Source organism: Variovorax sp. 20P10.2.4, assembly GCF_058244205.1.
Window position 1 is genome coordinate 1 of the sequence record NZ_JBZAYE010000066.1, and the last position, 20,159, is coordinate 20,159.

At 68.7% G+C, this 20,159-nt stretch carries 22 protein-coding genes and 2 pseudogenes; 21 read left to right on the top strand and 3 right to left on the bottom strand.

Annotation, left to right across the window (positions count from 1 at the left end):
• Nucleotides 1–346: pseudogene (locus tag AC27VN_RS09320) on the bottom strand (hypothetical protein); the annotation flags it as partial.
• A 119-nt stretch (nucleotides 347–465) separates the two neighbouring features.
• Nucleotides 466–1,230, bottom strand: coding sequence for a DUF1266 domain-containing protein (locus tag AC27VN_RS09325; protein ID WP_431512336.1), 765 nt, complete (start codon nucleotides 1,228–1,230; stop codon nucleotides 466–468).
• Nucleotides 1,231–1,387: 157 nt separating this feature from the next.
• Here AC27VN_RS09325 and AC27VN_RS09330 point away from each other — a divergent pair, with 157 nt between their 5' ends.
• Nucleotides 1,388–2,497, top strand: a complete 1,110-nt coding sequence (locus AC27VN_RS09330) for an ATP-dependent DNA ligase (protein WP_490876368.1) — start codon at nucleotides 1,388–1,390, stop codon at nucleotides 2,495–2,497.
• Nucleotides 2,494–2,910, top strand: a complete 417-nt coding sequence (locus AC27VN_RS09335; protein ID WP_490876369.1) for a hypothetical protein — start codon at nucleotides 2,494–2,496, stop codon at nucleotides 2,908–2,910. The genes AC27VN_RS09330 and AC27VN_RS09335 overlap by 4 nt, the downstream gene beginning before the upstream one ends.
• 22 nt (nucleotides 2,911–2,932) lie before the next feature.
• On the opposite strand, the gene AC27VN_RS09340 is transcribed toward AC27VN_RS09335, so the two are convergent.
• Nucleotides 2,933–4,144, bottom strand: a complete 1,212-nt coding sequence (locus tag AC27VN_RS09340; RefSeq protein ID WP_490876370.1) for an NAD(P)/FAD-dependent oxidoreductase — start codon at nucleotides 4,142–4,144, stop codon at nucleotides 2,933–2,935.
• A gap of 143 nt (nucleotides 4,145–4,287) precedes the next feature.
• Here AC27VN_RS09340 and AC27VN_RS09345 point away from each other — a divergent pair, with 143 nt between their 5' ends.
• The 19 genes and pseudogenes from AC27VN_RS09345 to thmT all read left to right on the top strand — a co-directional run.
• Nucleotides 4,288–4,530, top strand: coding sequence for a hypothetical protein (locus AC27VN_RS09345; RefSeq protein ID WP_490876371.1), 243 nt, complete (start codon nucleotides 4,288–4,290; stop codon nucleotides 4,528–4,530).
• 54 nt (nucleotides 4,531–4,584) lie between these two features.
• Nucleotides 4,585–5,001, top strand: coding sequence for a cupin domain-containing protein (locus AC27VN_RS09350; RefSeq protein ID WP_490876372.1), 417 nt, complete (start codon nucleotides 4,585–4,587; stop codon nucleotides 4,999–5,001).
• 73 nt (nucleotides 5,002–5,074) lie between these two features.
• The gene (locus tag AC27VN_RS09355) at nucleotides 5,075–5,584 is read left to right on the top strand and encodes an RrF2 family transcriptional regulator (RefSeq protein ID WP_490876373.1); all 510 of its coding nucleotides are present in this window, start codon (nucleotides 5,075–5,077) and stop codon (nucleotides 5,582–5,584) included.
• 91 nt (nucleotides 5,585–5,675) lie between these two features.
• Entirely contained in the window at nucleotides 5,676–7,382 is a 1,707-nt protein-coding gene (locus tag AC27VN_RS09360) for a sigma 54-interacting transcriptional regulator (RefSeq protein WP_490876374.1), read from the top strand.
• 201 nt (nucleotides 7,383–7,583) lie between these two features.
• Nucleotides 7,584–7,862: a phenol hydroxylase subunit gene (locus AC27VN_RS09365; protein ID WP_490876375.1), complete on the top strand. Its 279-nt coding sequence runs from the start codon at nucleotides 7,584–7,586 to the stop codon at nucleotides 7,860–7,862.
• Between the two features lie 51 nt (nucleotides 7,863–7,913).
• Nucleotides 7,914–8,909: an aromatic/alkene monooxygenase hydroxylase subunit beta gene (locus AC27VN_RS09370; RefSeq protein ID WP_490876376.1), complete on the top strand. Its 996-nt coding sequence runs from the start codon at nucleotides 7,914–7,916 to the stop codon at nucleotides 8,907–8,909.
• Between the two features lie 26 nt (nucleotides 8,910–8,935).
• Complete coding sequence (locus tag AC27VN_RS09375; RefSeq protein WP_490876377.1) at nucleotides 8,936–9,238, top strand: MmoB/DmpM family protein; 303 nt, start codon at nucleotides 8,936–8,938, stop codon at nucleotides 9,236–9,238.
• Nucleotides 9,239–9,296: 58 nt separating this feature from the next.
• Complete coding sequence (locus AC27VN_RS09380; RefSeq protein ID WP_490876378.1) at nucleotides 9,297–10,892, top strand: aromatic/alkene/methane monooxygenase hydroxylase/oxygenase subunit alpha; 1,596 nt, start codon at nucleotides 9,297–9,299, stop codon at nucleotides 10,890–10,892.
• 54 nt (nucleotides 10,893–10,946) lie between these two features.
• On the top strand, nucleotides 10,947–11,309 hold the full coding sequence (locus AC27VN_RS09385) for a phenol hydroxylase subunit P4 (RefSeq protein WP_296777653.1): 363 nt from the start codon (nucleotides 10,947–10,949) through the stop codon (nucleotides 11,307–11,309).
• A 28-nt stretch (nucleotides 11,310–11,337) separates the two neighbouring features.
• Complete coding sequence (locus AC27VN_RS09390) at nucleotides 11,338–12,396, top strand: NADH:ubiquinone reductase (Na(+)-transporting) subunit F (protein ID WP_490876379.1); 1,059 nt, start codon at nucleotides 11,338–11,340, stop codon at nucleotides 12,394–12,396.
• Nucleotides 12,397–12,695: 299 nt separating this feature from the next.
• The gene (locus AC27VN_RS09395) at nucleotides 12,696–13,037 is read left to right on the top strand and encodes a 2Fe-2S iron-sulfur cluster binding domain-containing protein (RefSeq protein ID WP_490876380.1); all 342 of its coding nucleotides are present in this window, start codon (nucleotides 12,696–12,698) and stop codon (nucleotides 13,035–13,037) included.
• Nucleotides 13,038–13,064: 27 nt separating this feature from the next.
• Nucleotides 13,065–13,997: a catechol 2,3-dioxygenase gene (locus AC27VN_RS09400; RefSeq protein ID WP_490876381.1), complete on the top strand. Its 933-nt coding sequence runs from the start codon at nucleotides 13,065–13,067 to the stop codon at nucleotides 13,995–13,997.
• A gap of 10 nt (nucleotides 13,998–14,007) precedes the next feature.
• Nucleotides 14,008–15,462, top strand: coding sequence for a 2-hydroxymuconic semialdehyde dehydrogenase (locus AC27VN_RS09405; RefSeq protein ID WP_490876382.1), 1,455 nt, complete (start codon nucleotides 14,008–14,010; stop codon nucleotides 15,460–15,462).
• Between the two features lie 10 nt (nucleotides 15,463–15,472).
• On the top strand, nucleotides 15,473–16,297 hold the full coding sequence (locus AC27VN_RS09410; protein WP_490876383.1) for an alpha/beta fold hydrolase: 825 nt from the start codon (nucleotides 15,473–15,475) through the stop codon (nucleotides 16,295–16,297).
• Nucleotides 16,298–16,326: 29 nt separating this feature from the next.
• A complete protein-coding gene (gene dmpE, locus AC27VN_RS09415; RefSeq protein ID WP_490876384.1) occupies nucleotides 16,327–17,109 on the top strand; it encodes a 2-oxopent-4-enoate hydratase in 783 nt (260 codons plus the stop codon).
• A gap of 13 nt (nucleotides 17,110–17,122) precedes the next feature.
• Nucleotides 17,123–18,046 (top strand): acetaldehyde dehydrogenase (acetylating), encoded by a 924-nt coding sequence (locus AC27VN_RS09420; protein ID WP_490876385.1) that lies wholly within the window; start codon nucleotides 17,123–17,125, stop codon nucleotides 18,044–18,046.
• Between the two features lie 13 nt (nucleotides 18,047–18,059).
• Nucleotides 18,060–19,136: a 4-hydroxy-2-oxovalerate aldolase gene (dmpG, locus tag AC27VN_RS09425; RefSeq protein WP_490876386.1), complete on the top strand. Its 1,077-nt coding sequence runs from the start codon at nucleotides 18,060–18,062 to the stop codon at nucleotides 19,134–19,136.
• A complete protein-coding gene (gene dmpH, locus AC27VN_RS09430; RefSeq protein WP_490876387.1) occupies nucleotides 19,133–19,921 on the top strand; it encodes a 2-oxo-3-hexenedioate decarboxylase in 789 nt (262 codons plus the stop codon). Before dmpG ends, dmpH begins: the two co-directional genes overlap by 4 nt.
• A 13-nt stretch (nucleotides 19,922–19,934) precedes the next feature.
• A pseudogene (thmT, locus tag AC27VN_RS09435) lies at nucleotides 19,935–20,132 on the top strand (2-hydroxymuconate tautomerase); the annotation flags it as partial.
• Nucleotides 20,133–20,159: the final 27 nt, after the last annotated feature.

A 20,159-nucleotide genomic window follows, 5' to 3' on the forward strand; every position in this document is an offset into this window, starting at 1 on the left:
CGGGCGCGATGCGGTCGAGCAGGATGGTGTCGGCCGACGAAAGAGAAGCGGCGGCGGCGATGGGCGCGGCCGGTGCCGATGCCACGAGCGGCGCGCCTTCGAGCGCGAGGCCGCGCGCGAGTTGCGCGGCGAGCGCATCGCCGAACACCGCCATCGCCTTGTCGAGCGCGAGCGGCGCGGGCGTCAGCACGGTCTCGCGCCACTGCAGTCCGTCGCGGCTGCTGCTCAGGTGCACCACGTGCCCGGCGTCGGCGGGCAGCTCGAACAGTTCGATGGTGACGTGTTCCGTGACCGTCGATGTCCCCGGTCTCGTTCGTGTGAGTTTCTCGGATCGAATGCGCTTCACGCGGAGGCCTCCCTGCCTTCGGTTGAATGCCCTCGATCGCGCGGTGTGGCCGATCGGGGCATCCAGCTATCTTAGGCCCTGTTCCCGCATGCTTCGATGACGCTCGAATGAGCGCCGGCTCACCATGCCATCTGTCGCCACGGGCTGTGCTCGTGCGAGAGCAGGTGGGCGGTGGCGCGCTGGAAGGTATCGGTGTCCTCGGCGATGCGGTCGAGATCGTGGGTGGCGAGCCAGAACGCGCGCCCGACCACGAAGCTGTCGCCGAAGTCGCGCCACGACTGGTAGGCGGGCTGCGCGAGGCGCGCCGCGCTCGCGATCGCGTTCCACGATTCCTCGGCGCGCAGCAGCCGCGCGTCCTGGATCAGCCGGTGCAGCTGCACCAGCCGGCCCATGTCCCAGGCCATGATGCTCGCGGGCAGCGGCCGCGGCAGCTTGTCGAACAGGCCTTCCTCGGCGGCCTCGTGCCAACTTTCGTAGTAGTCGCGCGTGCTCTCGAGATCGAGGCCGCGCGCCACGGCCTCGCCGGGCAGTGCCGCGAGGTTGGCTTGCGCGACCGCCGCCGCGTCGCTTCGGCTGCCGCGGTGGAGGCGCTCCACGCGCGGGTTCACCACCGCGTAGTGGGCGCGATGGCCTTGCGACAGCAGCGACTCGGTGACCTCGCGCGCGCTGCCGGCACCGGTGACGCCCCAGGCCGAGGCCAGCAGCGCCACGGCGGTGGCGCGGTCGGATTCCGCGGTGAGCGCGTTGATCGGCAGGTAGGACTCGGCCGCATAGACCGCGCCGAGCGCGAGGCCGCGATGCTGCGCGGGCGTCAGCGGCGTGCCGTCCTCGAGCCGATTGAAACTGAATGAAAAAAGCTTGCGGACCTTGTCCAGAAATCCCATGGCGCCGTCCCCTTGTGTTCGCCTGTGCGGGCGTAGGCTAGGTGCGCCGGGCGTGCGGCACCAGTGCCTAAAGTCATTCGGCGGCGCGGCGCGTGCTGTGTAGCATCGCAGCGTCGTGCAATGCCACGGCGCCGTTCGTTCCATCGCATCCGCCGCCATGTCCAGCACCGAACCTCTCGCGCAATCCAGCTTCCTCTACTTCACGGGCCAGGGCTCCGACAAGGTCTACCAGGTCCACCTGCGACCGAAGGACGAGGGCTGGGTGGTCGACTACGGCAATGGCCGGCGTGGCGGCACGCTGGCCACCGGCACCAAGACCAGCAGCCCGGTCGGTTACGAGGCCGCGCTCAAGATCTACCAGAAGGTGGTGAAGGAGAAGACCGGCAAGGGCTACACCACCGATGCCTCGGGGGCGCTCTACACCGCCTCCGAGTTCGCGGGCCGCAGGAGTGGCGAGCTGCCGCAGCTGCCGACCCTCATCGCCGAGACGCAGCTCGCGCGCTACCTCGACGACCCCGGCTGGGGCCTGCAGGAAAAGGCCGATGGCGAGAACCGCATGCTGCTGATCGAGGAAGGCGCGGTGCGCGGCACCAACCGCCGTGGCCTGTTCGTCGACATTCCGCAGGCCTGGGTCGCGACCGCCGCGCTGCCGGCCGGCCGCGCGGTGATCGCGGGCGAGCACGTGGGCGATGGCTTCCTGGCCTTCGACCTGCTCGAGGCCGGCGGCGAGGACCTGCGCGCGCAGGCTTTCGTCGAACGCTTCCGGCGGCTCGAGGCCTTCGCGGCCGCACTGCCTTGGGTGGCCGTGCTGCCGCTCGAGACCGAGGCTTCGGCCAAGCACCGGCGCGCGGCCGAGTTGCGTGCCGCGCATGGCGAGGGCTTCGTGCTCAAGGCGCTGGCCGCGCCCTTCGCCGCGGGGCGCAGTGCCGCGAGCCTCAAGTTCAAGTTCCAGCAGAGCGCGACCTGCGAGGTGCTGCGCGTCAATGCGCAACGCTCGGTGGCCGTGGGCCTGCGCGACGAGTCCGGCGTGCTGGTCGACCTCGGCAACGTCACCGTGCCGCCGAACGAGGCGCTGCCCGCGCCCGGCACGCTGGTCGAGGTGCGCTATCTCTATCGCTATGCGGGCGGCAGCTTCGAGCAGCCGGTCTATCGCGGGCAGCGGCCCGACATGGCGGCCGAAGATGCGCTGCTGTCGCAGGTCACGCGCATCAAGGACCGTAGTGCCGTCGCGGAAGAAGAGCGCGACGACGGGAGTGAGGCCGCGTGAAGGGCGCGCATCACATCGCCTGCGGCCTGGCCCTAACCGTCGCGCTCGCGGGCTGCGAGAAGCCCGCGCCGCCGCCGCCACCGCTGAGCAAGGAGGCACAGATCACGCGCGATGCGCCGCCCGAACTGATGTTCCGCGGCACTTTCGCCGGGCGGGCGATCCACCTGGTCGTGAACGACTGCGAGGTCTACAGCGTGCGCAGCCTCGAGGGCGGCGAGGTCGAATGGACCTCGGTGCTCAAGCCCGAGTTCTATCCCTTCTTCAGCGTCTGCCAGCGCCAGTCGCTGCAGGTCGAGGGCAGCGTGATGACGGCCCAACTGGGCCGCATGGCGATCGGTGCCGGCGGGTGCTGCGCCACCGGCGGCACCTACCGCTCCACCGACGGCATCGCCTGGAAGCGGACCGGGTACTGACACCCGGCAGCCGCGACGCGGCTCAGGCTACGACGATGCGGCCCGGGTCCGCCGAGCGCAGGATCTCGGCGCGGTCGCCGGTGGGCGGATAGATCCACTCGGTGTTGATCTGGTGCTTGAGCGCCTTGGCCTCGGCACCTTCCATCTTCACTTCGCGCGACCAGCCTTCGGTGTACACGGCGCCCCAGGGACCGAGGTCCAGGCAGGTCACGTACTTGGGCTGCGAATAGGCGATCTTGGGCAGCCCCAGCAGATCGGCCGCGACGTTGTGGCCGGCCGAGCGGCCGAGCGCCATCGCGTGCTGGCACGACATCATCGCGACGTTGCCCTCGTCGTCGGTGGCGGCGCGCGCGGCATCGCCCGTGACGAAGACGTTCGGAACGCCCGGCACCTGCAGGTTGCGGTCGACGAGGATGCGGCCCGCGGCATCGCGCTCGGCGGGGATCTGCTGCGTCAGCGCGGTCGCGCGCATGCCGGCGGTCCAGATCACCGTCGCTGCCTCGATGCGCTCGCCGCCCGAGGTGGTGATTCCCTCGGCGTCGATGCTCTCGACCTCCACGCCCAGCCGCCAGCTGACACCTTGCGACTTCAGCGCCTTCTCGATCACCGGCCGCGGACCCGGTCCGAGGTCGGGACCGATCGCATCGGCGCGCTCGACGACGATCACGCGCGGCTCGATGTCGCCGCCCATGATCTCGCGCAGCCGCGCCGGCATCTCGGCCGCGGTCTCGATGCCGGTGAAGCCGCCGCCGACCACCACGATGGTGTTGCGCGCGAGCGAGGAGGGCTGCAGCGCGAGCTTGCGCAGGTGCGCGTCGAGCGCCACGGCGTCCTCGTACTGGTCGACGCTCAGTGCGTGCGCATGCAGGCCGGGCACTGGCGGGCGGAAGAGCTGGCTGCCGGCCGCGAGCACCAGCCTGTCGTAGGCGAGCGTCTGGCGCGCGCCCGCGGCGTCGACCACGTCGACCTCCTGCGCATCGGTGCGGATCTGCTCCGCGCGTGCCGCGAGGAAGCGCACACCGACGGTATCGAAGACGGACTGCAGCGGCGCCTTCATCGCCTCCTGCGGCACTTCGTAGAGGCGAGGGCGCACATGCAGCGTGGGCTCGGGCGCGACCAGCAGGATCTCCACGCCGTCGTTCGCGTGGCCTGCCATGTCGAGGGCGCGCGCCGCGCTCAAGGCGCTCCACATGCCGGCAAAGCCGGCGCCTACAACCAGGATTCGTTGGGTCATTTTGGATGGTTCGGTTCTGTGAGGTTCATGTCCCGCGGCGCATTGCGAAGGGTGCGGTGCGCGCGGGGTCTTCAAGACGATCCGGTGTGGATCGCTTAACTACGACTATACTGGTCGTAGTAAAAATTTCAATCGCCGATTTCATGAACCGACCCCTCGCCATGCTGGGCGCGTACACAAACATCCTTCGATGCGAGTCCGCGATCGCGGCGGGCGACGAGACCTGGCGTTCGATCGCCGTGCTGATGCTGCCGTGCTATCGCAACGCGCTGAAGGTGTTGGCCCGGGGGCTGAGCGCCGAGGAGCAGCGGGCGTTCGAACGGCTGGTCGTCGATGTCCATGTCGACGGCGAATCCATGCGGGTCGCCGCCAACGACCCGAGTTAGACGCACGGCATCGGCTCGTGCATATCCGCAACGCCAACCCAAGGAAGATCTCTCATGAAAACCGCATCGCTCGCACTCGCTCTTTTCGCCTTCACCGTCGCGGGCACCGCCGTCGCGGCACCGCCCGAGCCGCAGCGCGAAGTCATCGTTCCGGCTTTCGCCCACGCGATCGCCAACGTGCCCGGCAAGACGCTCACGGCGCTGGTCGTCAGCTACGCCCCCGGCGCGAAGACGCCCGCGCATCGCCACGGCCAGGCCTTCGTGGTGGGCTATGTGCTGGAAGGCGCGATCCGCAGCAAGCTCGACAACGGCCAAGAGGTCGTCTACCGCGCGGGCGAGAGCTGGACCGAGCAGCCCGGTGCCCACCACGCGGTGAGCGACAACGCGAGCGCCACCGAGCCCGCGAAGCTGCTGGCGATCTTCGTGGCCGATTCGAAGGAGAAGAACCTGGTCACGCTCGACAAGAAGTGAGCGCCGCCGCGCGTCGCGCTGCGCGAGGGGTGGCTCAGTTACGATCCGCCCCTCCATTCCCACGGGAGCCAGCTTGAGCCACATCAGTGCCGGTGTCGAATACGGACTGCATTGCCTTCTCTATCTGTCGGGGCCTCTCACCGGAGTCACCGAAGCCAGCGTGCGCGACCTCGCCGAGCTCCAGGGCCTGTCGGTGGAGTTCGTGGCCAAGCTCTTCACCAAGCTGCGCAAGGCAGGCCTGACCGAGGCGACCGAGGGAAAGAACGGTGGCTTCCGCCTGGCCAAGCCCGCCGACCGGATCAGCGTGCTCGACGTGGTGGAAGCCATCGACGGACCGAAGGCGCTGTTCGAGTGCCGCGAGATCCGCGGACGCTGCGCGGTCTTCGACGGCGCGGCGCCGCGCTGGGCGATGGACGGTGTCTGCTCGATCCACGCGGTGATGCTCGAGGCCGAGGAACGGATGCGCCAGGTGCTGTCTTCCCAGACGCTGGCCGACCTGGCCCGGCGCGTCGGCGCCAAGGCGCCGCACAGCCACGCGGGCAAGGTCGTGCATTGGATCGAGACGCGCAAGGAACAGGCTTGATGCCTTCCCGCTGAGTCCCCGGAAGAGAACCGGCGACCGAAGCCAGGCCCCCGCGAAAACGCGCTCCCCGCGCGCCGCACCGTGCCGCACAATGCGGGCCGACACGCCCCCAAGATCTAGGAGACACCCCGTGGGAGAACTTCTCTCGCTCCTGCGCTTCAGCGCCGGCTCGGGCCATATCTGGCTGGACGAGCAGCGCATGCTGCTCCTGCATGCGCGCGCCTTCGCCGAGCTGCGCAAGGAACTGCTCGATTCGCTCGGCATCGAGCGCGCGCGCGGCCTGCTGGTGCGCATGGGCTTCGCGTCGGGGCTGCGCGACGGCGAGGTGGCGGTGCGCGAACGCCGCGCCGGCATGCGCGCCGAAGACGCCTTCATGCTCGGGCCGCGCCTGCATTCGATCGAGGGCATCGTCTCGGTGCAGAAGACGCAGCTCGAGTTCGACATCGCGACCAGGCAGTTCTACGGCGAGTTCCTCTGGGAGAACTCGTGGGAGTGCGAGGCCCACGTGGCCGACTTCGGCTATGGCGAGGACCCGCAGTGCTGGTCGCAGATCGGCTATGCCTCGGGCTACACCACGGCCTTCATGGGGCGCATGGTGGTGTTCAAGGAGGTCGAGTGCACGAGCATGGGCGACAGCCGCTGCCGCATCGTCGGCCAGCCGGCCGAGGACTGGCACGACGACCACTACCTCGACTACTTCCGCCAGCACCACGTGGCAGAGAACCTGATCGAGTTCAACCTCGGGCTGCAGCACATCCGCCGGCTGCAGCCGCGGCGCGAATACGACCAGAAGCTGGTGGGCGTGTCGCCGGGCTTCCGCGCCGCCTTCGAGCTGATGCGCAGCGCGGTCGACAGCGCGATCACGGTGCTGCTGCTCGGCGAGACCGGCGTGGGCAAGGAGGTGTTCGCGCGCTGGCTGCACGACAACGGCCCGCGCGCGCGCCAGCCCTTCATCGCGGTGAACTGCGCCGCGATCCCGGCCGAGCTGATGGAGGCCGAGCTGTTCGGCGTGGAGAAGGGCGCCTACACCGGCGCTCACCATGCGCGCGCCGGCCGCTTCGAGCGCGCGCACGGCGGCACGCTGTTCCTCGACGAGGTCGGCGACCTGCCGCTGGCCGCGCAGGTCAAGCTGCTGCGCGTGCTGCAGACCGGCGAGGTCGAGCGCCTGGGCGCCGAGCAGCCGATCAAGGTCGACGTGCGCATCGTCGCCGCCACCAACGTCAACCTGCAGCAGGCGATGCAGGCCGGGCGCTTCCGCACCGACCTGTTCTATCGGCTCAACACCTTCCCGATCTCGATCCCGCCGCTGCGCGAGCGCACGGCCGACATCCCGGCGCTGGTGACGCGCTTCGTCGAGAAGTACAGCGCGCTCTATGGCAAGAAGCTGCGCGGCCTGACCGACAAGGCCGCGCGCGACGTGCAGAAGCATGCCTGGCCCGGCAACATCCGCGAGCTCGAGAACGTGATCGAGCGCGCCGTGCTGCTGGCGAGCGACCACGGCGACATCGAGGCCAGCCACCTCTGGATGTCGCCGCCCGGCATGCCCGACGGCAGCGGGCTCGATGCCAAGGGCCAGGTCGGCGCGCCGGCCGAAGCCGCGGGCGAGGGCAGCGAGCTCGACGCGCTGTGCCAGCGCGTGCTCGAGCAGAACATCGACATCGCCTCGCTCGAGCGGCGCCTGATGCAGACCGCGATGCAGCGCGCCAAGGGCAATCTCTCGCAGGCGGCACGTCTGCTGGGCATCACGCGGCCGCAGCTGGCCTACCGCCTCAAGAAGGAAGGCCTGCCGGCCTCCTGAGCCGTTCGCGGCCTTTTCACCATTTGATCAAGCTGCACCGCAGCAAATGATCAAACGAGCATCCGGGACTACCCGGTGCTCGCGGCCCGCCGGCATCGCGGGCCTTTGCAAATCAATCACTTAGCCGCGCTGGCACGCCCGTTGCCCTTACAGGCACGGGCGGCGCCGTTGTCGTCCACCAAGTGATGGATTGAACAAGTGATGCCTTCGATGCCTGCGAGCCACTCCAGCGACAGCGCGGCCCGGATGACCGGCCAGCCCTGTTTCGTGCGCGTGACCGGTACCCGCGATGCCCGCTTCGTCGAGTTCGAGTTCGCCATCGGCGACCCCGAGCTCGCGGTCGAGCTGGTGCTGCTGTTCGACCAGTTCCGCGAGTTCTGCACCCGCCACGAGGTGCGCCACCTGACGACCGAGGAGGGCGCGCGCCTGGACTTCGAGCGCATGAAGTGGCGCTTCGGCGCGCCCGGCATCGAGCACTGACACGCCCACCCACCGTTTTTTTCCAAAGAGACAACCCAAGGAGACCCCACCGTGCAAGTCGACATCAAGACCTCGGACATCCGGCCGATCCGCCAGACCTTCTCGCACGTGGCGCGGCGGCTCGGCGACAAGCCGGCCTCGCGCTACCAGGAAGCCACGCTGGACATGCAGCCCACGGCCAACTTCCACTACCGCCCGCTGTGGGATCCGCAGCACGAGCTCTACGACAAGCGCCGCACCGCGATCGTCATGGCCGACTGGTATGCGTTCAAGGACCCGCGCCATTTCTACTACGGCGTCTACACGATGACGCGCGCGCGCCAGCAGGAGGGCGCCGACCGGCAGTTCGAGTTCGCCGACAAGCGCCAGTTGCTGGCGCAGGCCGATGCCGGCGTGCGCGAGTCGCTGCAGCAGGTGCTGGTGCCGCTGCGCCACTACGAGTGGGGCGCCAACATGAACCACAGCTACTGCTGCGGCTACGGCTACGGCACCGCGATCACGCAGCCCTTCGTCTTCGCGGCCATGGACCGGCTCGGCATCGCGCAGTACCTCTCGCGCATCGGCCTGCAGCTCGACGGCAACTCGGGCCAGGCGCTCGACGCGGGCAAGGAGGCCTGGATGTCGCACCCGGCCTGGCAGGGCGTGCGCCGCACGATGGAGAACCTGTTCGTCACGAAGGACTGGTTCGAGCTGTTCGTGGCGCAGAACCTGGTGTTCGACGGCCTGCTGTACCCGCTGGTCTACCGCCACTACGTGAACGCGCAGGGCGCGGCCACCGGCCATGCGCTGGCGATGCTGACCGAGTTCATGAACGAGTGGTTCGACGAGAACGCGCGCTGGGTCGATGCCACGCTGAAGACCGCGGCCGACGAGTCGCCGGCCAATGCCCGGAAGCTCGCGGCCTGGTACGCCGACTGGCGCGCGCAGATCGCCGAAGCGCTCGCGCCGCTGGCCGCGCTGGCGCTCGGCGCCCAGGGCGCACCGGCGCTGCAGGAACTCGCCACGGCGCTCGACGCCCGCTTCGCGCGCTCGGTGCGCACCGCCTGAATCACCACCGCAAGGAGACCCATCCCATGACCACCGCCACCGCCACCGCGGCACTCTCCCGCACGCCGGTCTTCATCGCGCTGCAGATCAGCGAGAGCGCCCGCGCCATCGTCGAGGCCATCGTGGCCGACAACCCCGAGGCCATCGTCAGCGAGTACCCCGCCATGGTCAAGATCGACGCGCCCGGCCGGCTCACGCTGCGCCGCGCCACGGTCGAGTCGCTGCTCGGCCGCCGCTGGGACCTGCAGGAGCTGCACCTGAGCCTGATCTCGCTGTCGGGAAGCATCGAGGAGACCGACGACGAGTTCTCGCTGCACTGGGGCGCCTGAGCACGCGCACCCCGACGACCACCGCACCCACAACGACAACGCACAGGACGACAACGCCATGACGACCCCCAACAGCAGCACCGGCAAGCGCCTCGGCCTCAAGGAACGCTACGCCATGATGACCCGCGGCCTCGGCTGGGAGACCAGCTACCAGTCGATGGACGACGTGTTCCCCTTCGACCAGTTCGAGGGCATCAAGATCCACGACTGGGACCAGTGGGAGGACCCGTTCCGCCTCACGATGGACGCCTACTGGAAGTTCCAGGGCGAGAAGGAGAAGAAGCTCTACGCGATCATCGACGCGTTCCAGCAGAACAACGGCCAGTTCAACATCAGCGACCCGCGCTACCTGAACACGCTGAAGCTGTTCCTCACGGGCGTGTCGCCGCTGGAGTACGCGGCGCACCGCGGCTATGCGATGGCCGGGCGGTCGTTTCGCGGCGTGGGCGCGCGCGTGGCCTGCCAGATGCAGTCGATCGACGAGCTGCGCCATGCGCAGACGCAGTTCCACACCATCAGCCACTTCAACAAGTACTTCAACGGCCTGCACGATCCGCAGCACATGCACGACCGCGTGTGGTACCTGTCGGTGCCCAAGAGCTACTTCGAGGACGCGATGAGCGCGGGGCCCTTCGAGTTCGTGACCGCGATCTCGTTCTCGTTCGAGTACGTGCTGACCAACCTGCTGTTCATGCCCTTCATGAGCGGCGCCGCCTACAACGGCGACATGGCCACCGTGACCTTCGGCTTCTCGGCCCAGAGCGACGAGTCGCGCCACATGACGTTGGGCCTGGAGGTGGTGAAGTTCATCCTCGAGCAGGACCCGGGCAACGTGCCGATCGTGCAGAAGTGGGTCGACAAGTGGTTCTGGCGCGGCTACCGGCTGCTGACGCTGGTGTCGATGATGATGGACTACATGCTGCCCAAGCGGGTGATGAGCTGGTCCGAGGCCTGGGAGATGTACTTCGAGAAGAATGGCGGCGCGCTGTTCCAGGACCTCTCGCGCTACGGCATCCGCATGCCCAAGTACCACGAGGTGGCGAGCAAGGAGAAGGGCCGCCTCTCGCATGAGGCCTGGGCCATCTTCAACAACTACGGCCACGCGGCCAACATCAACGTGTGGGCACCGCGCCCCGACGAGATGGAGTGGCTGTCGGCCAAGTACCCCGACACCTTCGACGCGCTGTACCGCCCGCGCTTCGAGTGGCTGGCCGCGCAGGAGCAGCAGGGCAAGCGCTGGTTCAACAACACGCTGCCGATGCTGTGCCAGACCTGCCAGATCCCGATGGCTTTCACCGAGCCCGACGACCCGACCAAGATCTGCTATCGCGAGAGCAGCTACCACGGCATGAAGTACCACTTCTGCTCCGACGGCTGCAAGGACGTGTTCGACGGCGAGCCCGAGAAGTACGTGCAGGCCTGGCTGCCGGTGCACCAGATCTACCAGGGCAACTGCTTCCCCGAGGGGACCGACCCGACGGTCGAGGGCTTCAACCCGCTCGCGGCGGTGCTCGACTACTACCACATCAACGCGGGCGCGGACAACGGCGAGTTCAACGGCTCTCCGGACCAGGCGAACTGGGATCGGTGGACGGGACAGGACACCTCGACGGAGCGCCGCGCCCCCCCCGAGAAAGAGGCGATCGTCGCTTGAGCCACGAGGCGAAGCCGCGCTGCCGAAGCCGTCATTCATCCAGGAGAAAAAAACATGTCCGTCATTGCACTCGCCCCGGGCTACACCGGCACCGTCGCCGATGCCGAGGAGCGCTTCCACGGCAACCGCCTGCTCTACATCGGCTGGGAAGACCACCTGCTGTTCTGTTCGCCCGTGTGCCTGCCGCTGCCCGCGGCCATGCCCTTCGGCGCGCTGCTGTCGGAGGTGCTGCCCGGCGTCTACGGCAGCCATCCCGATTTCGAAAAGATCGACTGGACCACGGCCGAGTGGTTCGACTCGGGCAAGCCCTTCGTGCCCGATGCCGCGAAGTCGCTGGCCGACAACGGCCTGGTCCACAAGTCGGCGATCCGTTTCCGCACGCCGGGCCTGCGCGGCATCGAGGGTTCGTGCAGCTGAGGCTGCCCACCGAGCAAGGAGCGATGCCATGAGCTTCCAGATCATGATCGAGCCGCTGGGCCAGGGCGTGGCGGCGCGCGACGGCCAGACGGTGCTCGATGCCTGCCTGCGCGCGGGCGTGTGGCTGCCGCACGCCTGCGGCCACGGGGTGTGCGGCACCTGCAAGGTGCAGGTGCTCGAGGGCGAATGCGACCACGGCGATGCCTCGAACTTCGCGCTGATGGATTTCGAGCGCGACGAGGGCAAGATCCTGGCGTGCTGCGCGATGGCGCAGGCCGACCTGGTGATCGAGGCCGAGATCGACGAGGACCCCGATGCGCGCTTCCTGCCGCTCGAGGACTTCGATGCCGAGGTGGTGGAGGCGCGCATGCTGACGCCGACGATCCGCGGCCTGTGGCTGCGCACGGAACGCGCGGCCTCGTTCCAGGCCGGGCAGTACGTGATGCTGCAGGTGCCGGGGGTGGAAGGGGAGCGCGCCTTCTCGATCGCGAATGCACCGGGCGAGGATCTGATCGAGCTGCACATCCGCCGCGTGCCCGGCGGCCGCGCCACGGGCTGGCTGCACGACGCGCTGCAGCCGGGCCAGCGGCTGCGCTTCACGGCCCCCAACGGCCGCTTCTTCGTGCGCAAGTCGGCGCGGCTGCCGATGATCTTCGTGGCCGGCGGCTCGGGGCTGTCGAGCCCGAAGTCGATGGTGCTCGATCTGCTGGCCGAGGGATGCACCTTGCCGATCACGCTGATCCAGGGGGCGCGCAATGCCGAGGAGCTGTACTTTCGCGAGCTGTTCGAGCAGCTGGCGGACGCGCATCCGAACTTCAGCTATCTGCCGGTGCTGTCGGACCTGCCCGAGGGCTCGGACTGGACCGGTGCGCGGGGCTATGCGCACGAAGCGTTGAAGGCGCATTTCGCGAACGACTTCCGGGGGCACAAGGCCTATCTGTGCGGGCCGCCGCCGATGACCGAGGCCTGTATCGCGACGCTGATGCAGGGGCGGCTGTTCGAGCGCGATATCTATACCGAGAAGTTTTTTACGGCGGCGGATGCGGCTTCTGCTGCGCCTCGCAGTCCCTTGTTCAAGGCGCTTTAGCGATGGCTCGTCTTTTTTTGGATGCGTCGGGGCGGGCGCACGCCGATGGGGTACTCCCCTCCGCGAATGTCCCCCGCCTTCGGCTCCTCCTTTATTTCGCTGCGGGGAGTACCCCATCGACGTGCGCCTGGACGCAACGGTTGTTGTGCGGCCGGCACCACCACAGCGCCCCCGTGCACAGGGCAGTGGGTGCTTCCCGCAGCGAAATAAAGGAGGAGCCCGAAGGGCGGGGGACATTCGCGGAGGGAAGTACCCGCTGTCCTGTGCACGCGCCCCCGGCCAACCAAACGAGAACCTTCATGACCTTCTCAGTAGCCATAGACAACACCGGCGAGCGATACGACTGCCAACCCAACCAGACCCTGCTCGGCGGCATGGAAAAACTGGGCCGCAAAGGCATCCCCGTCGGCTGCCGAGGCGGCGGCTGCGGCGTCTGCAAGGTCCGCATCGAATCGGGCCATGTGCGCCACGACCGCATGAGCCGCTGCCACGTCAGCGCCGCGGAAGAAGCCCAGGGCTATGTGCTCGCCTGCAGGGCCTATCCGCAAAGCGATCTTGCCCTGCGCGCCGTCGACAAGTTGGCCCGCTGCATCGAACGGCATGCAGCAACGGCTTCCAGAAATTCCAGTTCCCCCACCTGAACCTTTTCAACCACCAAGGAGACTCTCATGGCAATCACCGGCGTCATCCGTCCCGGACACGTGCAACTGCGCGTGCTCGACATCGAGGCCGCGCTCAAGCACTACCGCGACGTGCTGGGCCTGATCGAAACCGCTCGCGACCCGCAGGGCCGCATCTACCTCAAGGCCTGGGACGAGCACGATCACCACAGCGTGGTGCTGCGCGAGGCCGACGAGGCCGGCATGGACTTCATGGGCTTTCGCGTCGATTCGCCCGCCACGCTCGAGAAGCTCGCGGCCGACGTCAAGGCCAGCGGCCTCGCGACCGAGTTGCAGTGGATCGAGGCCGGGGAGCATCTGCGCACCGGCAGGCGCTTTCGCTTCACCGTGCCCACCGGCCATTCGATCGAACTGTTCGCCGAGAAGGAGAAGGTCGGCAACGGCATGTCCTACGAGAACCCCGAGGTCTATCCCGACGATCTCAAGGGCATGGCGCCCTCGCGCTTCGACCATTGCCTTTTGTACGGCGACGACCTCGACGGCACCATGAAGCTGTTCATCGACGTGCTGGGCTTCCAGCTCGCCGAGAGCGTGGTGGCCGGTCCCGAGCGCATGTACATCGCGGCCTTCCTGACCTGCTCGACCAAGCCGCACGACATCGCCTTCATCCGCCATGCCGAGAAGAACAAGTTCCACCATGCGTCGTTCCTGCTCGATAACTGGGGCGAGGTGCTGAAGGCGGCCGACATCATCTCGAAGAAGCGCGTGTCGCTCGACATCGGTCCCACGCGCCACGGCATCACGCGCGGCGAGACCATCTACTTCTTCGACCCGAGCGGCAACCGCAACGAGGTGTTCTCGGGCGGCTACATCTACTACCCCGACAAGCCGCCGCTGGTGTGGACCGACGACGAGCTCGGGCGCGCGATCTTCTATCACGACCGCAAGCTCAACGAGAACTTCCTGAGCGTGCTGACCTGAGGAGCGCTCGATGAAGCAGTTCATGAACTTCATCGGCGGCGAGTTCGTCGCCGGCGCGAAGACCTTCGAGAACCGGGCACCGGTCGACAACCGCCTGATCGGCCTGGTGCACGAAGCCGGCGCGGCCGAGGTCGATGCCGCCGTGCGCGCGGCCCGCGCCGCGCTCGATGGCGAATGGGGCCGCATGAGCGTCGCGCGCCGCGTCGAGCTGCTGCATGCGGTGGCCGACGAGATCAACCGGCGCTTCGACGACTTCCTCGCCGCCGAGATGGCCGACACCGGCAAGCCGCATGCGCTGGCCTCGCATGTCGACATCCCGCGCGGCGCGGCCAACTTCAAGGTGTTCGCCGACATCGTGAAGAACGTGCCCACCGAGAGCTTCGAGATGGTCACGCCCGACGGCGGCCAGGCGCTCAACTATGCCGTGCGCTCGCCGCTGGGCGTGATCGGCGTCGTCTGCCCCTGGAACCTGCCGCTGCTCCTGATGACCTGGAAGGTCGGCCCCGCGCTGGCCTGCGGCAACACCGTCGTCGTCAAGCCCTCGGAGGAAACGCCCGCCACCGCCACCCTGCTCGGCGAAGTGATGAACGCCGTCGGCATTCCGGCGGGCGTCTACAACGTCGTGCACGGCTTCGGGCCCGACTCGGCCGGCGAGTTCCTGACCCGGCATCCGGGCGTGAACGGCATCACCTTCACCGGCGAGACCCGCACCGGCGAGGCCATCATGGCCGCGGCCGCCAGGGGCGTGCGGCCGGTGTCCTTCGAGCTCGGCGGCAAGAACGCCGGCATCGTGTTCGCCGATGCCGACTTCGACAAGGCCGTGGCCGGCATCACGCGCTCGGCCTTCGAGAACTGCGGCCAGGTCTGCCTGGGCACCGAGCGGGTCTATGTGCAGCGGCCGATCTTCGAGAAGTTCGTTGCGGCGCTCAAGATCAAGGCCGAGGCGTTGAAGCCAGGTCCTTCGGAAGAACCCGGCGTCGGCCTCGGCCCGCTGATCTCGCGCGAGCATCAGCGCAAGGTGCTGTCGTACTACGAGAAGGCCGTGCAGGAGGGTGCCACCGTCGTCACGGGCGGCGGCGTGCCGGCCATGAAGGGGGCGCTGGCCGAGGGCAACTGGGTGCAGCCCACCATCTGGACCGGCTTGCCCGAGACGGCCGCGGTGATCCGCGAGGAGATCTTCGGCCCCTGCTGCCACATCGCGCCCTTCGACACCGAGGAGGAAGCGATCGCGCTCGCCAACGCCACCGACTACGGCCTCGCCACCACCGTATGGACCGAGAACCTCGGCCGCGCGCACCGCGTCGCCAAGCGCGTCGAGGTCGGCATCTGCTGGGTCAACAGCTGGTTCCTGCGCGACCTGCGCACCGCCTTCGGCGGCGCCAAGGCCTCGGGCATCGGCCGCGAGGGCGGCGTGCATTCGCTGGAGTTCTACACCGAGCTCCGCAACGTCTGCATCAAGCTCTGAGGACACGGCAGTGACCAACCCCGAGATCGCCCACAGCGTGCGCACCGGCGGCTTCGCCACCAACGTGCACGACCTGGGGCAGGGTGCGCCCGTGCTGCTGATCCACGGCTCGGGCCCGGGCGTCAGCGCCTGGGCCAACTGGCGGCTCGTGCTGCCGGTGCTGGCCGCGAGCCGGCGCGCGATCGCGCCCGACATGGCCGGCTTCGGCTTCACCGAGCGCGTGCCGGGCGCGCGTTACGACATGGACGGCTGGGTACGCCAGGCGCTCGACCTGCTCGATGCGCTCGACATCGAACGCACCGACCTGATCGGCAACTCCTTCGGCGGCGCGCTCGCGCTGGCGCTCGCCATCCGCGCGCCGCAGCGCGTGCGCCGGCTGGTGCTGATGGGCAGCGTGGGCGTGCCCTTCGCGATCACGCCGGGCCTCGACGCCGTCTGGGGCTACACGCCCTCGTTCGAGAACATGCGCCGCATCATGGACGTGTTCGCCTTCGACCGCACGCTGGTCAGCGACGAGCTCGCGCAGCTGCGCTACGAGGCCAGCATCCGGCCCGGCTTCCAGGAGTCGTTCGGCGCCATGTTCCCGGCACCGCGTCAGCGCTGGGTCGATGCGCTGGCCAGTCCCGAGGCCGACATCCGCGCGCTGCCGCATCCCACGCTGCTGATCCACGGCCGCGAGGACCGCGTGATCCCGCTCGCCACCTCACTGACGCTGTCCGAGTGGATCGCCGACAGCCAGCTGCATGTGTTCGGCCGCTGCGGCCACTGGACCCAGATCGAGCATGCCGCGCGCTTCGCGCGGCTGGTCGGCGACTTCCTGGCCGAGGCCGACTGATTTCTTCCATCCCAACGCAAAGAGAGACCATGGACCCCACACTGATCCAGCAGCTCGGCGACGAGCTCTACGAGGCGCTGCGCGCGCGCAGCGTCGTCGATCCGCTCACCAGCCGCCACGAGGGCATCACCGTGGCCGATGCCTACGGCGTGCAGCAGCGCATGATCGCGCGCCGCCTCGATGCCGGCGAGCGCATCGTCGGCAAGAAGATCGGCGTGACCTCGCGCGCCGTGATGAACATGCTCGGCGTGTTCCAGCCCGACTTCGGCTACCTGCTCGACGGCATGATCGTCGGCGAGGGCGAGTCGATCGACAGCACCACGCTGATCCAGCCCAAGGCCGAGGGCGAGATCGCCTTCATCCTCAAGCGCGATCTGATGGGCCCGGGCATAGTCAACGCCGACGTGCTGGCCGCCACCGAATGCGTGATGCCCTGCTTCGAGATCGTCGACTCGCGCATCCGCGACTGGAAGATCAGGATCGCCGACACCGTGGCCGACAACGCCTCGTGCGGCGTGTTCGTGCTCGGCGACAGCGCGGTCGATCCGCGCCGCGTCGACCTCTCGACCTGCGGCATGGTGCTCGAGAAGAACGGCGAGATCATCGCCACCGGCGCGGGCGCCGCCGCGCTCGGTTCGCCGGTCAACGCGGTCGCGTGGCTGGCCAACACCCTCGGCGCGCTCGGCATCGGCCTCAAGGCCGGCGAGGTGATCCTCTCGGGCGCGCTCGCCGCCATGTTCCCGGCCCAGGCCGGCGACAACTTCCGCGTCTCCATCGGCGGCCTCGGCGGCTGCTCGGTGCGCTTCCATTGACGGAGAAAAACCCATGACGAACAAGATCAAGTGCGCGCTGATCGGCCCGGGCAACATCGGCACCGACCTGCTCGCGAAGCTGCAGCGCAGCCCGGTGCTCGAGCCGGTGTGGATGGTGGGCATCGACCCCGAGTCCGACGGTCTGAAGCGCGCCCGCGAGATGGGCCTGAAGACCACCGCCGAGGGCGTGGACGGCCTGCTGTCGCACGTGAAGGCCGACGGCGTGCGGATCGCCTTCGATGCCACCAGCGCCTACGTGCATGCCGAGAACAGCGCGAAGCTCCATGCGCTCGGCGTGCTGATGATCGACCTCACGCCCGCGGCCATCGGCCCGTTCTGCGTGCCACCGGTCAACCTGCAGGCGCTGATGGCCGATGCCGGCGAGCGGCCCGCCAACGTCAACATGGTCACCTGCGGCGGCCAGGCCACCATCCCGATGGTGGCGGCGGTGTCGCGCGTGCAGCCCGTGGCCTACGGCGAGATCGTGGCCACCGTGTCGAGCCGCTCGGTCGGTCCAGGCACGCGCAAGAACATCGACGAGTTCACCCGCACCACGGCCGGCGCGGTCGAGCGCGTGGGCGGCGCCGCGAAGGGCAAGGCGATCATCATCGTCAATCCCGCCGAGCCGCCGCTGATCATGCGCGACACGGTGCACTGCCTGACCGAGGACACGCCCGACGAGGCGCGCATCACCGCCTCGGTGCACGCCATGATCGCCGAGGTGCGGCGCTACGTGCCGGGCTACAAGCTGGTCAACGGGCCGGTGTTCGACGGCAAGCGCGTGTCGATCTACCTCGAGGTCGAGGGCCTGGGCGACTACCTGCCCAAGTACGCCGGCAACCTCGACATCATGACCGCCGCCGCGGCGCGCACGGCGGAGATGTTCGCCGAGGCGATGCTCGCCGGCGCCCCGCAACCCGAAGCCGTCGCGGCATAGGAGCACCCACCCCATGAACACCACCACCCTGAAGGGCCGCCGCGTCACCGTGCACGACATGACCCTGCGCGACGGCATGCATCCCAAGCGCCACCTGATGACCCTCGAACAGATGAAGCACATCGCCACCGGCCTCGACGAGGCGGGCGTGCCGCTGATCGAGGTCACGCATGGCGACGGCCTGGGCGGCAGCTCGGTCAACTACGGCTTTCCGGCCCACTCCGACGAGCAGTACCTCGGCACCGTCATCCCGCTGATGAAGCGCGCCAAGGTCTCGGCGCTGCTGATCCCGGGCATCGGCACCGTCGACCACCTGCGCATGGCGCACGGCCTGGGCGTGCACACGGTGCGCGTGGCCACGCACTGCACCGAAGCCGACGTGTCGGAGCAGCACATCGCGATGGCGCGCAAGCTCGGCCTCGACACGGTCGGCTTCCTGATGATGGCCCACATGGCCTCGCCCGAACTGCTGGTGCGCCAGGCGCTGCTGATGGAAGGCTACGGCGCCAACTGCATCTACGTGACCGATTCCGCCGGCCATATGCTGCCCGAGGACGTGAAGGCGCGGCTGGGCGCGGTGCGCGCGGCACTGAAGCCCGCCACCGAGCTGGGCTTCCACGGCCACCACAACCTCGCGATGGGCATCGCGAACTCGATCGCCGCGGTGGAGGCGGGCGCGAACCGCATCGACGCCGCCGCCGCGGGGCTGGGCGCGGGCGCGGGCAACACGCCGATGGAGGTGTTCGTCGCGGTCTGCGACCGCATGGGCATCGAGACCGGCGTCGACGTGTTCGGCATCCAGGACGTGGCCGAGGACCGCGTGGTACCGATCATGGACCACATGATCCGCGTCGACCGCGACTCGCTCACACTGGGCTACGCGGGCGTGTACTCGAGCTTCCTGCTGTTCGCCAAGCGCGCCGAGAAGAAATACGGCGTGCCGGCGCGCGAGATCCTGGTCGAGCTGGGCCGGCGCGGCATGGTCGGCGGGCAGGAGGACATGATCGAGGACACGGCGATCACGCTGGCGCGCGAGCGCCGGGCGCCGGTGCCGGTGGCCGCCGAGGTCGTGCAGGAGGTGGCGGCATGAAGCTCGATGCGAAGACCATCGCCGCGCTCGCCGAGCACCTCGAGACCTGCGAGCTCGAGGCGCGCGACACGCCCAAGATCACCGACGAATACCCGCAGATGGACTGGGACGACGCCTATGCGATCCAGGACGAGATCCGCCGCCGCAAGACCGCGCGCGGCCTGCGCATCGTCGGCCTCAAGGCCGGCCTGACCTCGCACGCCAAGATGAAGCAGATGGGCGTGACCACGCCGGTCTTCGGCTTCATGGCCGAGAACTACGCCGTGCCCGAGGGCGGCGAGTGCAGGGTGAGCGAGCTGATCCATCCGAAGGTCGAGCCCGAGATCGCCTTCGTGACGAAGCGCGCGCTCAGGGGCCCGGGCTGCCACATCGGCGCGGTGCTCGCGGCCACCGACTTCGTGCTGCCCGGCATCGAGGTGATCGACAGCCGCTACCGCGACTTCAAGTTCGACCTCAAGAGCGTGGTGGCCGACAACACCTCGGCTTCGCGCTTCGTGGTCGGCGGCCGGGCCGTGCCCGCGAGCGAGGTCGACCTGCGCACCACGGGCATCGTGCTCGAGAAGAACGGCCAGCCCGTGGCCTTCGGCGCCGGCGCGGCGGTGCTCGGCCATCCGGCCGCGGCCATCGCGATGCTGGCCAACCACCTGGGCGCGCGCGGCGAGGAGATTCCCGCCGGCACGTTGATCCTCTCGGGCGGCATCACCGAGGCGGTGGCCGTGCAGGCGGGCGACTCGGTCACGCTCAAGGTGCAGGGCATGGGCAGCGTCGGGCTGCGCTTCGTCTGAACACGGAAGGAGCCGGACCATGCCGTTTGCACAGATCTACCTGATCGAAGGCCGCACCGAGGACCAGAAGCGCGCGCTGATCGAGAAGGTCACGGCCGCCATCGTCGAGGCCGTCAACGCGCCGAAGGAGAACGTGCGCGTGTGGCTGCACGACGTGCCGAAGGAGAACTGGGGGATCGCCGGGGTGTCGGCGAAGGACCTGGGGCGCTAGCAGCCTCGCCGTTGCCAGCCAGCGCAC